This is a genomic window from Pseudomonas sp. NC02 (assembly GCF_002874965.1).
Taxonomy (GTDB): Bacteria; Pseudomonadota; Gammaproteobacteria; order Pseudomonadales; family Pseudomonadaceae; genus Aquipseudomonas.
The window spans coordinates 6,272,035-6,286,005 of the sequence record NZ_CP025624.1 but is presented as its reverse complement, the minus strand read 5'-3'; the positions used below and the strand labels follow the sequence as shown (position 1 = coordinate 6,286,005).

Sequence of the window (13,971 nt, the reverse complement as noted above, 5' to 3'; positions counted from 1 at the left end):
CATCCCGGCGGAAGCCTATCCTGCACTAGATCTCCAATTGGCTAAGTTCTTGTTCATGAACAAAGCCCGGACGGATTCAGCTACGGAGCCTGGCGCTATAGATTCAAGAACGTATCACCTGAAAATGTGTGTTCTTCTTCGTAAAGCGAGGTGTAACGCAGCTCAATCGAGACGTCTTTCGTTGTTAGGAAAGTAGCCAGCGCAAGCTCGCAACCAGAGTTGAACAGTTTCGACTTGCCCAGAATTTCGATTTCCATTCCGGGCCTTAAGGCGGCAACCTTGGTTGGCCAGCCAATAGAAAAGCAAAGCGGTTCCAAGCCCATATCGCGCAAGATTTTCGGCCATTGATTCTTGCCTAAGCCTGCATAGACTCTCCCCGATACGGAAACGCTCAGGGAAGTAAGTATCCCGAGCCCGATACCTTCATTGGTGAGATACAGCCCGTTCTTTCCGTTGGCACCTGCGAGGTGAGGCGTGACCATCAAGTAAGGCCTTACGGAAAGCACATTGTGCTGCTTAGCCATATCAAGCTGCCATAACGACACGCATAGGGCGCCAAACGCAACGGCAAGCGCGGAGAGAGAGATCAGGCGTTCCGGGGAGCCATCGATTCGTTTCCAGATTGACGCTGGAGGCTTTAGGCGTGGGCGCTGCATGCTTGCCATCCCCCTTCTCTCAGAGGGCCGGTGAAACCTGTTGTGGGGTAATGCATAGGGGGGCCTTTCTCAGGCATATGCTTCTTGCTTTTTCACCGCTGCGCTGTCAGTCAGCGTGCAGTTGTTGCCTTGTTAGTCCGACAAATGTCGGGCGTGTGGCTCAAAATGTTCAAGCTTCGGTGAACTTACGCTCACTTCGGTCGGGAAGAAGCGTTCTCTTGCTGCGAGATCGACACAAACTCGTCCAGATCAATTTCGCCGCTGATGTAGCGTTCGCCGAGGCGTTTCATACCCTCAGTGACTTCAAATCCAGACAGGTTTACTGAGGCGTTGGCAAAGTCCACGGTTTCCTTTCGTTTGCTCTGTTCGGACTCCGATATCTGGTGTTCCTTGAACTGGTCAATCCCGGCTGAGGGGGCAACGTTGTCTTGCTGTTGAGTGGTTTTATGATTTTCTGAAGTCATGCTGTTTTCCTGACGAGTTTTGAGAAGTCTTGTTCATGAACAAGGAATTCAGATTTGAAGCATTCCTGGTTGCGCGCAAGCATGCCTTGTAAACCGCGAATGTGATGGAGGTACATGGCACATGTGAAATCGTGCATTGATCAAAGTACCAAGGTTTTTGCTGGATGTGGTGTCAAGGGCGGCACCGGAGGCCGCATGCGGAGCGGAGCCGAAGGCGAGCACCGAACGGGTGAGGATGACGGGCGTAGCCGCACCCTTGATACCACAGGAAGCGCTCAGCCTATCGCTAGGGGTAGGTCAAGGGCTCCGCCCGCCGTGCCTGCCCCGCAGCCCGTCCGGCAAGTTCGGACACGGGATGCAACCGAAGGGGTTGCCCAAGCGGAGCGCGGAGTTATCAGAGACTGTATTTCCCTCCTTTAAATTGCGTTGAGCTTCTCTGCGATGACTTCTGTTTAACGGTTTTCAGCCCTTGGTTAGTCAAGTAAGGCAAGCGCTGAAATTGTCTTGTTTTTTGCAATTAGTTGCTAAATTCAATGAGTTAACGATTTTAAAGTTGCCCATCCCCCCGCCCTTCCCGCAAGCGGGAAGGGAGCGAGTCGCCCTCTGTCGTCAAGGGTGCAGGGGAGGCCGGCGGCCTTGATCCCCTACACCCATGCCATGAGCGTTGGGCGCTCCTGCCGCGTCAAGGGGCCGAGTCCTCGTTGCTTCGCTCCTGCGGGCCGCACCAACCCCTTGACCCGTCATCCGCTTGTTGAAGGTACTCAGAAAAAGACCCCGCCGAAGCGAGGTCTGATGAGCCGTGCGTCAGGGGCTACTGATTTACTTTGCCCCCGGTAGCACTCCCCCAGTTTTTGCCCATGTTCTGCATGACGTGCTGTCGGTAGGCTGGGTTCCAGGCTGTGTTACCGGCCGCGAGGTGGTTCAAGCGTCCAGCAGTGACCATTTGCCCCGACTGCATGTCGCGCGGCGCGTGGACTGTCGGTTAAGCCCCTTGGTGATCGGTGAGGCGGCACCGCTTGCGATTCCGCGAAGGGTGAGCCCTGCGCTTGATATTCCCCCTGCGAGACTGCCGGCGACGGCATTGGCTTGTTGCAGCATGTACAGCACAACGACCGTTACCACCAGAAGCTCCAGAAATGTGGATATCGGGTAGTCGCCTGGTGTCGCCAGTATGTCGCTCGTTAGCGATGAGAAAAACTTGATCCCGAAGCTGAGTACCGTGACAACCAGCGCGATTTGCAGGATGTAGGTGATGACCTGGGCGAACCAGCTATCGAACCATTTGGAAGTGAACTGCCCAAACAACAGCATCATGATAAAAATTGGCCCGATGCCGAGCATGATCGACAGCATTCCCTTTGCGACAATGATCATTGCCCCTGCTGGAACCGCGATAATAAGTGTTGCCGCGTATACGATTATGGCTGTCAGCAAATCAAAAAATATCATTCCGACGTCGTACCCAGCACGAAGTCCCATCTTCGTTAGAATATCGGCGCCTATTGCCCAGCCGTCGGACATGGCCTTGTCCACTACCTGAAATACAGACCTTGAGGCCGTTGAGTCGCCAGTAGCTGAAAAGGCAGAAGCAACCCCTGTTTCCAGGCCGTGTAGTGCCTCCACTACCCACGACATATACGTGTCTGCGTTCATTGCCAGCCCGCTGATAAGCAGAAACTTTCCGCAGGTCTTGAGGAAATGGGATGCGGGTTGCTCGATTGTGCCGGTGATCATCATGAAGCCCATTATGGTCAAATAGAGCGTTCCACAAAGCGTTACCGTTAGTGAAAAGTCATCGATGACTTGGCTGGACGTGACGCTTATGAAGGTCTGGAGGGTTTGGTCCATGCTCCCCGCCATCCATTCGAATATTCCCGTCGTGGTCGTCATTCTATTTTCCCTGAGAAGAAAAATTGATTGGTTCGCGGTGTTTGTAACCACGCAGCTCCAACGTTGTTGCATTCGCGGCCGATGACGCGTTGATACAGTTCGCAGAGATCGAAAGCTCTCCAGGGCTAGCCTTGCACCTCTCCAGCACCTTCAAACGCTCAGATGTATTTGCCTTGTACCAATCGACGGTTTGAACAGATTCTTGTCGTTCGCAGCCAGCGAGAATTGACGTTGTGATGAGTAGGAGAGCAGGAATACTTTTCATTTTTTCACCGTGTGATCAGTGTTACCGGTTGAATCAGCGCTCGTCATTTTCACGTTGCGATTGCTCAGGACATTCAGCGCTGAGGCCAGTTCTGCTTGATCAATGATTCGTAGCGCCGCGACCGTACGCAGTGCGCTTTCCCTGGTTCCAGCCCAACTGCCCGCTAGGCGTTCAAAGGTATTGTTGAGAATGCCTATGCAGGCGCACACGCAGCAGACTGAGAGCAGTGCTGCGAAGCCTGGAGGAATGGGGGCTGACTGGCGGGGAAGCGTTATTTCGAACCAGTCGATGGCAGCCATTGAAAACGGCACCATCGCAAGTACTGCGGCCATGAGGTCTCGTTGCAATAACGACGGTGCCCGTCTAGAGATCTCTTTCATGTATCCGAGCCGATCTACGCAAACCCAGTATCGGCGGATGGATATGAGAGCGAACGTGCAAAAGGTGAGAATCGGTAGGTAGAGGTACGAAATCATTGTGTTGCTCCTTTGGTTAAGGGCGAACGCAGAGCTGTCTTTCCAGCCGTCCGGCGACTCTTTTTATCGAGCTACTTTTCCCGCCAGTCAGGGCTTGTTTAAGGCCCGTATCCAGTGCGCTTTCGTGGCGCTCTTGGGATGTGGTCTATACGGCGCGTCTTTCCGCTGCTTGTCCGGTGGCTCTTTCTATCGAGCTACTGTTCCCACCTGTCAGGGACTTTCTTTTCAGTCCCAGAACCCAGTATGCCGAAGCATTCTTAGGGTATTAAATTTACTGCGTTCAATAATAATATTGCTTGATGAGTGTGCTTCTCCGTTACAGCGTAGAGCTTATGACCAGGATGTGCGGTCTATCATTATTTTGTCTGATATGTAGGGGATATTGGCAAGCTCATCCAACGCCATCTCTACAGTTCTGAACCAATATGGATGGTTTTGCTCATCCGTTACCGGGTGTTCGATTGTGCCGTCCGATACAGTCAGGGCGAAGCCTTTTGCATAATGCGCGTGCAAAATGACCTGGATGTTGCCGGAGTGTTCCAGGCTATCGCAGTAGTTTTCAAGTTCCTTGAATTGTAGCTGCATTGTCGTTGCTCCATTGGTCAATTGATTAGCATCTTTCTTTTTAAAGTTGCTATTGCTTCTTGCCCGACCCCGCCGTTCTGCGACCTTTTGTCTGCAATGGCTATTACGCCACTGCTAGGTTGAAGTTTTCCCTGGTGGTAAATTTTTAAAAGCCCGTGGAATAACTGAGTGATGGTTGTCTTTACTTTTTTGGACGCAATCGCAGCCGCCAACTCATCTAGTAATTTTTGCGCGTCTGTATCTGAAACCTGTAGCAGGGCTTCTTCTATTGATGCCTGTGCTGCCCGAGACAGGTCGTGAGGGAAAATCAGGCGGTCTGTTGTTGTATTGTTATTTTTATAGTTATTGTTAGGGTTATAGTTATAGTTACCCGCCCCCCTAGGTATATGGGATAGATAGGGTACTGATACCCTGTTTTCTTGGGCATGGCCTTCTGGCTTCCCTCTCCGGCTACCCTCGGCTTCGGGGTGGATGGCAGCCTTGGTGTTTTCTCCATTGATCTGGGAACTATAGTCATCCACAGGCCTGTCCATGGGCTGGCGATGGGGTATCGATACCCTATCGGTAGCGTCACAGCGGTGGTTTTCTCCCTGATTAGCGCTTTGGCTCGACGCTTGGAATTCCTGGATTAGCATCTCGCGATACTCGTCGGACTCTTGCAGTCTTTCCGCCATGTGATCCAGATAGTCTGATATCCAATGCGCAGGCATTTCTCTGATTTGCTTGATGGACTTCTGACGTAGCGTTGGCGCGAGCGCCATTTTCGGGGAGTTATGCTCCCACCAAATGCGAACCCACACGAAGCTCGTTTCGGCGTCGTATTTTATGAAGTCAGAGTCACAGAGGCGTTTCAGTACTGGCATGAATTGTGACTCTGTGTCCCATCCCATTTCTGCTGCAGCAATCCTTGGGACGATAGAATAACTACCAACAATGTTGCTGGAGGTACATGTTAATAGATAGACGAGAGTTGCTCGGTCCTCTTGAGTGCGCCCAGCCATTTTGGGTGAGTTCCAAAATTTCTTGTCGTTGATCGTCCGTTGCCGACCCATAGTAAATGTCCCTCAGGTCAGTATTATTGAACGTGTGTTTCGTTTTTTGGTGCTTCAAGCTGTAGTACCACATTGACTTGCTGCGTGCGAAAGTAGATGCGGCGGCCGATCCGTATCATGGTGGGTTTAATTTTTCTCGATAGGTCGGTGTCCGAGTAGAGTGAAACTCTTAGCCCGTCTGTCGAGCGTCCAAGTAACTCGGCCAAATCAGACAGTTGCATTAGTGCGCCAAATTTTCCAACTAAATACGCTTCAGTGTTCATCACGGTTTTCACCTGTGTTGATGCAGGTTGAGCAGCGCTCAGTAGTCTGCATGTGTGTGGAGGAGTTAGACGATTATGAGCGTAAGTTAGTTGCTGTCAAACTTGGTGGTGACAGGGGTTGGCCAAGGTAGATAAGTTTGGTATTTGCCGTGTCACCATATAACTACCAGCGTGGTATATCTTGGTTTTTTCGGGCTTGTAAAATTGCTAATAATTCAAGGGATTATAATTAAATTCATATTTTCGGAAAAAAGATGGTTTTTTTGAGGCTCGCCCTGCTGAGAAAGACTCTGAGCAGGGCGTTTCCTGCTTATCGAACGATTTTGTCTAGCTTATCAACCAGCTCTTCAGCCCGAAGGTGGGTGTATCGCTTGAGCATCTGCATCGACCTGTGGCCGCTGATGGCTGAAACCTCTTGGTCAGATAGCCCGCCCTCAACGAGGCGACTCACAGCTTCGTGGCGCAGATCGTGAAATCTGAAGTCGGGTAGATCGAGCTTCTTTTTTAGCTGCCCCCAGATTTTGGTGAATGTGTAGGGCCTGCGTTTCCCGTCCTTTCCAGGCTCACGAAAAAACACCAGGTTGCAGTCGATTGGACGCACCGGGTTGTTCATCGCAGCTTGGAATGCTTCTGTGGCTCGCTTGCTCAAGGGAACGGTTCGGGAAGAGTCGTTCTTTGTGTCTGAGAGGCGTATGACGCGCTTTGTCAGATCTACCTGGGGGCGTCGCAGGGATGAGATCTCAGACGAGCGCATACCCGTTTCCAGGGCGATACGCACAATCCAACCCAGCATAGGGTTGCTGTGTCGATTCACGGCCGCGAGAAAATGGCGTTCTTCGTCCGGCGATAGTCGTCGGTCACGGCCTTCTCCGGGGCTTGGCTTGCGAATGTTCAGCTGCGGGTAGAACGTCTAACCCGATGCCTATTAATCGCCACGGTGTTTAGGTGGCTTGGTAAGCCACAGCTTTCAATCTGTCCTTAGCCCTGCTTCAAAGTACGGCTGTGCTCTGGTGTCAGCACAGTGGGGGAGGTCGCAAACGGTATTCTGAGCAGTGTCCGAGGTGCTATACATTTACTAAAATTTCTCTTCTCTGACGCACGATTTTTTAGTATAGAGTTAAGCTATCAATTCCTAATGGCTGATACGTGATGACCTCTAGTGCCCGTTCGTTTCGCGACCTTGTTCAAGATGCTCATGACGGGAAGTTAAAACTCCCTGCTTTCCAACGGAAATGGCGCTGGAGAGCTGATAAGGTCATTAAACTTTTTGACTCGATACGCCAAGGATATCCGATAGGAGCGCTGCTTTTTTTGAAAGGCGAGAATGCACTTCTCGCACCAAGAATTTTTGAGGGGGCCTGCAACGGTGCTCCAGTTAACGGTGCGGACTTCCTTGTCTTAGACGGCCAGCAGCGGCTTACAGCAGGTATACATCTATTTCACGCAACGGGCCAAAGACAATATTATCTTCGTATTGATAAGCTGTTGGAATTGACGTTATCAAAAAAGCTCGATCTTTCTGATCGTAGTGCTGTCCAAGAATTTGTGCATGATCTAGATGAGACCGATAGTTATCTAGTTGCTCGTCCGAATATTCCTGATCCGCGATCATTGCTAGTAAAAAAACATTTGCTGTGTACTGCCATATTGGCAGATTCTACTGAATTAAATATCGCTATTGCTGATTATCTAAAAGCCTATCCGGAGCGTAGCGACTTAGCCTACAGACTAATACAACCCCATTTCAGCCTCACTAAAACAGATACTGTTCCAGTTATTGAGATTGATGCAGCAACGCAAATTGAGGCAATCAGTCGAATTTTTACGACTTTAAACACAACGGGTCAGATGCTTACGCCTTTTGAGTTGGTTGTTTCGATTTTATATCCGCAAAATATTGACTTGTCACAAGATATAGTTGATCTGCGTGAGTTGGGTAAATACTATCCCAATATGGATAAGACTGGGGAAACCCTTTTGCAAACAATAGCCATGCTGGCTGGCAAGGAACCCAAAAAGGCCAATCTCCCTAAGACTATTCAAGCCCATATCTACCTTGCCCATAAAGAGACTGCTTATAATGCTCTTGAAGCGTTGGGTAAGCTTCTTACTGAAAATCTTGGTGCTGCGCTGGATATGGTAAGTGTGGATATGGTGCCTTACGACGCAATTTTTGCGCCGATGGCGCTAGCGCTAAAGGAAATAGATAGCTGTCAATTGAAAGGAACAGCTCGAATAGCTGCCGAGAAAAAGCTTGCGAGATGGTATGTAGGGGCAGCGCTATCGCAGCGTTACCAAGAGGGCGTGCACAATAAGCAAGTTCGTGATCTCAGCGAGTTTCTGGAGTGGCTCGTCGACGATGAAAAAATTCCATCTTGGCTTGATGAGGTCACCATCCCCCGCCTTCTTCGGCATTCGCCAAACGGTGCTATTGGAAAGCTAATTCGAGGGCTTATTAATTTGTCGACGCCCAAGGATCCTGCTTCGGGTCGAGAAATTGGTTTTTGTTCCGGGGCTTATTCGACAGAGAAGCATCACATTTTTCCTGTTAAGTATTTACCGAATATTCCTGGTTGGCAAAAAGGGGACAAGGGGGATGTCATACTAAACTTGATGTTTTTGGAGGGTGATACGAATAAGCGTTGGATTAACGGTAATCCTGCTGATCATATTGCTGAGGCCGAAAAGCATCAAGGCGAGAAGATAGTGGCGGACTATTATAGGATTCAGTTCATCGAAGAGACCGCCTTTGGGGTCCTCAAAAAGCCAGCCAAAACAATGCAGGATTTTGAAGAGTTTCTATTGCTTCGAGAGAAAACCATGCAGACACATATTTCCTCAAAATTTAAATTTTTGATCGGTGGGACAGAGGAGCTCGAAGACGATAGTGAGGACGATTAACTCGCATTGGTGGATGCTGAAGTTTGATTGTAGAGTATTTCGCAAGCGCTTTTTCTCTACCGCAAGTAGCTGGTGGAGTGCCATGGATTATTAGGGTTGCATGTGTCTGAACACGACGACCTCTCTCCTTCGCGACAGTGATAAGGAGTGTTAGTCGAGCCTGATATCTTCGAGGCGGTGAATGGGTAAGGCGCCTCAACTACCTACAGCGGGCCTTACAAGGCCCGCCTCGTGTCTAAAATTATTCGGCAGTATTTAGCTCATCTTTAACGCATAGCCATCAGAGCTTCCGATCACAAGCGGAAACTGCACCTGACTTATTATTTGTCCGTAAGTTGCGGAGTCTTTGCGTCGCGGTTTATCTTGTCTAACCGCCCTACCAGATCCTCCGCCCGAAGGTGGGTGTATCGCTTGAGCATCTGCATCGACTTGTGGCCGCTGATGGCTGAAACTTCTTGGTCGGATAGCCCTCCCTCGACAAGCCGACTCACCGCTTCATGGCGGAGGTCGTGAAACCTGAAGTCGGGTAGATCGAGCTTTTTCTTAAGCTGTCCCCAGATTTTGGTGAATGTGTACGGCCTACGTTTCCCGTCCTTTCCTGGTTCACCAAAAAACACCAGGTTGCAGTCGATTGGACGCACCGGGTTACTCATCGCAGCTTGGAATGCTTCTGTGGCTCGCTTGCTCAAGGGAACGGTTCGGGAAGCGTCGTTCTTTGTGTCTGAGAGGCGTATGACGCGCTTTGCCAAATCCACCTGAGGTCGCCGCAGGGATGAAATCTCAGACGAGCGCATACCCGTTTCCAGGGCGATACGCACAATCCAACCCAGCATCGGGTTGCTGTGTCGATTCACGGCCGCGAGCAAATGGCGTTCTTCGTCCGGCGATAGTCGTCGGTCACGACCGTCTCCCGGGCTTGGCTTGCGAATGTTCAGCACTGGATTGAACGTCAGTCCCAATCCCCATTCCTGAATAGCGACGGTGTACAGGTGGCTCAACAGAGCCAGCTCAAGACGCACAGTGTTGTTGCTGATATTTCCATCGCGGCCGGGCTCGTTCAGTCGCTTGTCGCGGTAGCCGGCGATGATTTCAGCGGAGAGGGCGACAAGAGAGTATTTGCCCAGGTGCTCGATTAGCTTCTTGGCTTTGGTGATTTCACCGCGCTGGGTGCTGGGCTTCTTGGTGGGGGTGATGTCGCTCAGGTAGCGCTTGAGTGCAGTCTCAAGCGTCATGCGTTCGGAGCCGCTGCGCTGGATGTACACACCTCTTACCATTTCGTCTTCGGTACGTCGAGACCAGTCCTCCGCATCACGCTTGGTACGGAAGGTTTTAGCCACGGTTGGCCAGCCAGTTTTGCGAATCAGGGCCTTCCAGGTGCCGGAAGGAGTTTTGACGAGTGTTGCCATGAGAGGGTGCTCCTAGGCGGCTGGCGAACCAGCACTGTACCTAATTTGTACCCATGGAGCGTAGGACTGTAAAAACAGGGAACCACCCAGAAACACAAAAGCCGCGCAGTGCGCGGCTTTTTGTATGGTGGGCCCAGTAGGACTCGAACCTACGACCAAGGGATTATGAGTCCCCTGCTCTAACCAACTGAGCTATAGGCCCTCAGTAGGCCGCGGATTATAGCGATGGTTTCTTCGCTGTGCCATCCGAAAAGTCCGAAACGCTCATACGAAGGAACGTAGCGGCGAAAAGGTCCGGCGGCAGCGGCAGGCTGACGATATAGCCTTGCATCTGCTCACAACCTTCAGCCGCCAGAAACGCTTGTTGGGCCGGCGTTTCCACACCTTCGGCAATGATGGTGAATTGCATGCTGTGCCCCAGGGCAATAATGGCGCGCACGATCGCCGCATCGTGTGGGTCATCGGGCAGGCCACGGACGAAGGATTGGTCGATCTTCAGGAAGTCCAGCGGCAGGCGTTTCAGGTAGCTTAGGGACGAATAGCCGGTGCCGAAGTCATCAATGGCCAGTTGCACGCCCAGATGCTTGAGCTGGTGCAGCACCTCCAGCGCCTCTTCGGCCTGGCTCATGATGAAGTTTTCGGTGATCTCCAGTTGCAGGCAGCCAGGCTCCAGGCGGTTGTCCCGCAGCAGTTGCTCGATGCGCGCCAGCAGGTTGGGGTGGCGCAGTTGCGCGCCGGCGAGGTTGACGGACAGCGGGCCGAAGTCATCAAAAATTTCTCGCCAGTCGTGCATCTGTCGGCAGGCCTGCTCCAGTACCCAGTCGCCAATCTGCAGGATCATGCCGTTCTCTTCGGCCAGGGCAATGAAGTGCTCGGGCGGCACTTCGCCGAAGGTGGGGTGGCGCCAGCGAATCAGGGCTTCGGCGCCGATCAGTTGTTGGGTGTCGAGGCTGAGTTTCGGCTGGTAATAGAGAGACAATTCGTCGCGCTCGATCGCTCGGCGCAGTTCGTGTTCCAGGGCCACGCGCTCGTTGGCTTGCGCAGTGAGGTCCTGGGTGTAGCTTTCGACGCGGTTGCGGCCTTTGGCCTTGGAGCGGTACATGGCGGCGTCAGCGTTTTTGACCAGGGTGGCGACGTCGTTGCCGTCCCGTGGGTACAGGCTGGTGCCGATGCTGGCGCTGATGAAGAACTCATGCTCGCCCGCCTGGAACGGTGGGGTGAAGCAGGCCAGCAGCTTATTGGCCAGGTGTTCGGCGTCGCTGGCTTGTTGCAGGCCGGGCAGCAGGATGATGAATTCGTCGCCACCCAGGCGCGCGACGGTGTCGACGTCTCGCAGTTGGTCCTTGAGGCGAACGGCGATGTCCTTGAGCAGCAGGTCGCCAATCGGGTGGCCGAGGCTGTCGTTGATGTGTTTGAAGCGGTCGAGGTCGAGGAACAGCACGGCGCCCTGGCTGCCGGTTTCCTGTTGGTTGTTGAGGGCGGCTTGCAGGCGGCTTTCAAACAGGGTGCGGTTGGGCAGGCCCGTCAGCGGGTCGTGGTGGGCCTGGTAATCGAGGCGCGCCTGGGCGTGCTTGAGGCTGGAGATGTCGGCAAACACGGCGACGAAGTGGGTGATCGACTCCTCGCGGTTGCGCACGGCGCTGATGGTCAGCCAGCTGGGGTACAGCTCGCCGCTCTTGCGCCGGTTGGAGATCTCGCCTTGCCAGTGGCCGTTGGCCGTCAGTTGGTGCCACATGGCGGCGTAGAAGGCGCTGTCGTGCAGGCCCGAGGCAAGCAGGCGCGGGGTTTGGCCAAGGGCTTCGGCTTCGCTGTAGCCGGTGATCTCGCTGAAGGCGCGGTTCACGGCGCTGATATTTTGCCGGGTGTCGGTGATCAGTACGCCTTCGGCCGTGCTCTCGAACACGGTGGCGGCCTGTTGCAGTTTTTCCTGCATCAGTTGGCGTTCGGTGATGTCCCGGGCGATGGTCAGCATGCAGTCGTCGTCGCCGATGGGCAGCGGGCGGCTGGAGACTTCACACAGGCGAATTTCGCCGTCGCTGCGGCGGATGTGGCAGACAAAGTCGCGGACAAATCCATCCCGTTGCAGCCGCTCCAGCATGTCTTTGCGTTCGTTCAGGTCGACCCAGATCCCGAGGTCCAGGGTTGACTGGTCCAGCGACATCACGCTGTTGAAGCCGGTAATTCGACTGAATCCTTCGTTGACCTCAATCAGCAAACCGTCGCTTTGGCGGGACAGCAGCAGGCCGTCGGGAGAGGCATGAAAGGCCTTGGCGAATTTCTCTTCGGAGGTCTGCAGTCGCTGCTGGGTTTCTTTCAGCTGGGTGATGTCACGCACCACCACGACCAGGGCTTCGGTGGTATCCAGTTGAAAGGGTTCGGCGGAGATCAGTCCGGTGAAGGCCTGGCCGTTGCTGCGTAGGAAGGGCATTTCCAGGTTGCGGATGCTGGTGGTCTGTACCCGTTGCAGCAGGCCGGGGCCTACGCCCTGGATGCCCCAGATATTCAGTTCAGTGGCGGTTTTTCCTACGACTGCTTCGGCGCTCAGGCCGATCTGGTCTTCGAATGCCTTATTGACCTCCATCAGGCAGCCGTCCGACAGCCGGGCGATGACCAGGATGTCCGGGCATTGCTGGAACACAGAGGCGAATTTCTGTTCCGAAAGCTGCAACGCTTCCTCGGTGCGCTTGGCCTCGCTGATGTCGATCATCAGGCCGCGCAGCACGGGCTCGTGGCCGTGTTCGATCAGGCTGACGATGTCCCGCACCCACAGGCAGCGTCCATCGGCGGTGATCACCCGGTAGTCGACACTGTGGTCGCGGTTGGCCCGGGTTTCGGCGTAGCAATAGGATTCGGTGCGGGTCAGGTCCGCGGGGTGGATGATGTTGCGCCAGAAGCCCGGGATCAGCCAGTGGGCACGGGGGTAACCCAGCAGTTCCTCGGCGTGGGGCGACACGTAGCTGTAGGTGAAATCGCTGATGCTGGCTTCCCAGGCGATCGCGGAAAGGCTCTCCACCAGGCCGCGATAGTGGTATTCGCTGCTGCGCAGTTCCTGTTCGAGGGCGACCCGGCGGGAAATTTCCGAGCTGAGCCGACGATTGATCCGAATAACCACGGCCAGCACGATGCTCAGCAACAGCACGGCAGGCAACCCGTAGAGCAGCACATCCGTCCAGAGCGTGCGGTGGTCGATGACGTTGCCGACCCAGCGCTGCTGGATGGCCTCGGTCTCAGACGGGCTGATGTCGGCCAGGACTTTATCGAGGATGCCCACCAGCATCTTGTCGTCCTTGGGTACGCCCATGGCCAATTGATAGCGGTAAGGCGTTTCGCCGCTGATGTACAGGCCTTCCAGCTTGAGTTGGCGCAGGCTCCACACGCTGGACGCCAGATCGCCCACTACGGCGTCGACCTTGTCGGTGGCCAGGGCCTGCAACGTGGCGCTGACATTGGGCATGGCCACCAGGTTGAGGTCCGGGTGGTGAGTGCGCAGCAGTTCATGGGGCGCGTAGTTTTCCACCACGGCCACCTTCAACCCGTACAGGTCTTTGAGGCTGCGTGGTTGCGGGCCGCCTTCGTGGGCGAGGATGACGATGGGGAAGTCGAGATAAGGCCGGGTAAACGACAGGAAACCCTGGCGTTCCGGTGTGGACATGATGCCCGGCAGCAGGTCGAGCTGGTTGTTGCGGGCCTGTTCCAGCACGGCACTCCAGTTCACCGGCTCGATCAGTTTGATCCTGACGCCAAGGCGATCCTGCATCAGCCGCACATAATCAGCGGCCAGGCCCTGGTAGCGACCATCTTCATCGCGGTATTCAAAGGGTGGCCAAGAGGCGTCGACGCCCAGGCGCAACTCTTGGTGGTCCGCCAGCCAGCCACGCTCTTCATCGGTGAGAGTCAACGCGCCAGCCGTTGCGGTCCAGGTCAGCAGCGACAGCAGTAACACGGTCGGCAATCTGGGCATAACGGTCTCGTTATGGCACGGGGAATGTTTCGAGTGTAGACGGGCATTGCGG

The 13,971-nt window shown here is 53.9% G+C and carries 11 protein-coding genes, 1 tRNA gene and 1 pseudogene; 1 reads left to right on the top strand and 12 read right to left on the bottom strand.

The window, feature by feature from the left end; all coding sequences use genetic code 11:
• Positions 1 to 95: 95 nt before the first annotated feature.
• The 9 genes and pseudogenes from C0058_RS29620 to C0058_RS29580 all read right to left on the bottom strand — a co-directional run.
• Positions 96 to 656 (bottom strand): hypothetical protein, encoded by a 561-nt coding sequence (locus tag C0058_RS29620; protein ID WP_158660307.1) that lies wholly within the window; start codon positions 654 to 656, stop codon positions 96 to 98.
• A gap of 191 nt (positions 657 to 847) precedes the next feature.
• Complete coding sequence (locus tag C0058_RS29615) at positions 848 to 1,120, bottom strand: antitoxin VbhA family protein (RefSeq protein ID WP_102370027.1); 273 nt, start codon at positions 1,118 to 1,120, stop codon at positions 848 to 850.
• A 921-nt stretch (positions 1,121 to 2,041) separates the two neighbouring features.
• On the bottom strand, positions 2,042 to 3,010 hold the full coding sequence (locus tag C0058_RS29610; protein ID WP_256579529.1) for a type IV secretion system protein: 969 nt from the start codon (positions 3,008 to 3,010) through the stop codon (positions 2,042 to 2,044).
• A 1-nt stretch (position 3,011) separates the two neighbouring features.
• Positions 3,012 to 3,275, bottom strand: coding sequence for an EexN family lipoprotein (locus C0058_RS29605; protein WP_102370026.1), 264 nt, complete (start codon positions 3,273 to 3,275; stop codon positions 3,012 to 3,014).
• Positions 3,272 to 3,607 carry a hypothetical protein gene (locus C0058_RS29600; protein WP_256579528.1) on the bottom strand — a complete coding sequence of 112 codons (336 nt, stop codon included), beginning with the start codon at positions 3,605 to 3,607 and terminating at the stop codon, positions 3,272 to 3,274. The genes C0058_RS29605 and C0058_RS29600 overlap by 4 nt, the downstream gene beginning before the upstream one ends.
• A 474-nt stretch (positions 3,608 to 4,081) precedes the next feature.
• Positions 4,082 to 4,336, bottom strand: coding sequence for a hypothetical protein (locus C0058_RS29595; RefSeq protein ID WP_102370024.1), 255 nt, complete (start codon positions 4,334 to 4,336; stop codon positions 4,082 to 4,084).
• 17 nt (positions 4,337 to 4,353) lie between these two features.
• Positions 4,354 to 5,199, bottom strand: a complete 846-nt coding sequence (locus tag C0058_RS29590) for a hypothetical protein (protein ID WP_158660306.1) — start codon at positions 5,197 to 5,199, stop codon at positions 4,354 to 4,356.
• A 212-nt stretch (positions 5,200 to 5,411) separates the two neighbouring features.
• On the bottom strand, positions 5,412 to 5,651 hold the full coding sequence (locus C0058_RS29585; protein WP_102370022.1) for a plasmid-related protein: 240 nt from the start codon (positions 5,649 to 5,651) through the stop codon (positions 5,412 to 5,414).
• Positions 5,652 to 5,961: 310 nt separating this feature from the next.
• Positions 5,962 to 6,561, bottom strand: a pseudogene (locus C0058_RS29580) (site-specific integrase); the annotation flags it as partial.
• 239 nt (positions 6,562 to 6,800) lie between these two features.
• On the opposite strand from C0058_RS29580, the gene C0058_RS29575 reads away from it, so the two are divergent.
• Complete coding sequence (locus C0058_RS29575; RefSeq protein WP_102370021.1) at positions 6,801 to 8,552, top strand: DUF262 domain-containing protein; 1,752 nt, start codon at positions 6,801 to 6,803, stop codon at positions 8,550 to 8,552.
• Between the two features lie 320 nt (positions 8,553 to 8,872).
• On the opposite strand, the gene C0058_RS29570 is transcribed toward C0058_RS29575, so the two are convergent.
• From C0058_RS29570 to C0058_RS29560, 3 genes are all read right to left on the bottom strand, one after another.
• Positions 8,873 to 9,958 (bottom strand): site-specific integrase, encoded by a 1,086-nt coding sequence (locus tag C0058_RS29570; protein WP_102370020.1) that lies wholly within the window; start codon positions 9,956 to 9,958, stop codon positions 8,873 to 8,875.
• A gap of 125 nt (positions 9,959 to 10,083) precedes the next feature.
• Positions 10,084 to 10,160: transfer RNA gene (locus C0058_RS29565), tRNA-Ile, on the bottom strand.
• 15 nt (positions 10,161 to 10,175) lie between these two features.
• A complete protein-coding gene (locus C0058_RS29560) occupies positions 10,176 to 13,919 on the bottom strand; it encodes a bifunctional diguanylate cyclase/phosphodiesterase (RefSeq protein ID WP_102370019.1) in 3,744 nt (1,247 codons plus the stop codon).
• Positions 13,920 to 13,971: the final 52 nt, after the last annotated feature.

Bases quoted from the DNA above. Each gene is read 5' to 3' on its own strand.
- C0058_RS29620 (WP_158660307.1), bottom strand. From the start codon at position 656: ATGCAGCGCCCACGCCTAAAGCCTCCAGCGTCAATCTGGAAACGAATC.
- C0058_RS29615 (WP_102370027.1), bottom strand. From the start codon at position 1,120: ATGACTTCAGAAAATCATAAAACCACTCAACAGCAAGACAACGTTGCC.
- C0058_RS29610 (WP_256579529.1), bottom strand. From the start codon at position 3,010: ATGACGACCACGACGGGAATATTCGAATGGATGGCGGGGAGCATGGAC.
- C0058_RS29605 (WP_102370026.1), bottom strand. From the start codon at position 3,275: ATGAAAAGTATTCCTGCTCTCCTACTCATCACAACGTCAATTCTCGCT.
- C0058_RS29600 (WP_256579528.1), bottom strand. From the start codon at position 3,607: ATGGCCGCAGTACTTGCGATGGTGCCGTTTTCAATGGCTGCCATCGAC.
- C0058_RS29595 (WP_102370024.1), bottom strand. From the start codon at position 4,336: ATGCAGCTACAATTCAAGGAACTTGAAAACTACTGCGATAGCCTGGAA.
- C0058_RS29590 (WP_158660306.1), bottom strand. From the start codon at position 5,199: ATGCCAGTACTGAAACGCCTCTGTGACTCTGACTTCATAAAATACGAC.
- C0058_RS29585 (WP_102370022.1), bottom strand. From the start codon at position 5,651: ATGAACACTGAAGCGTATTTAGTTGGAAAATTTGGCGCACTAATGCAA.
- C0058_RS29575 (WP_102370021.1), top strand. From the start codon at position 6,801: ATGACCTCTAGTGCCCGTTCGTTTCGCGACCTTGTTCAAGATGCTCAT.
- C0058_RS29570 (WP_102370020.1), bottom strand. From the start codon at position 9,958: ATGGCAACACTCGTCAAAACTCCTTCCGGCACCTGGAAGGCCCTGATT.
- C0058_RS29560 (WP_102370019.1), bottom strand. From the start codon at position 13,919: ATGCCCAGATTGCCGACCGTGTTACTGCTGTCGCTGCTGACCTGGACC.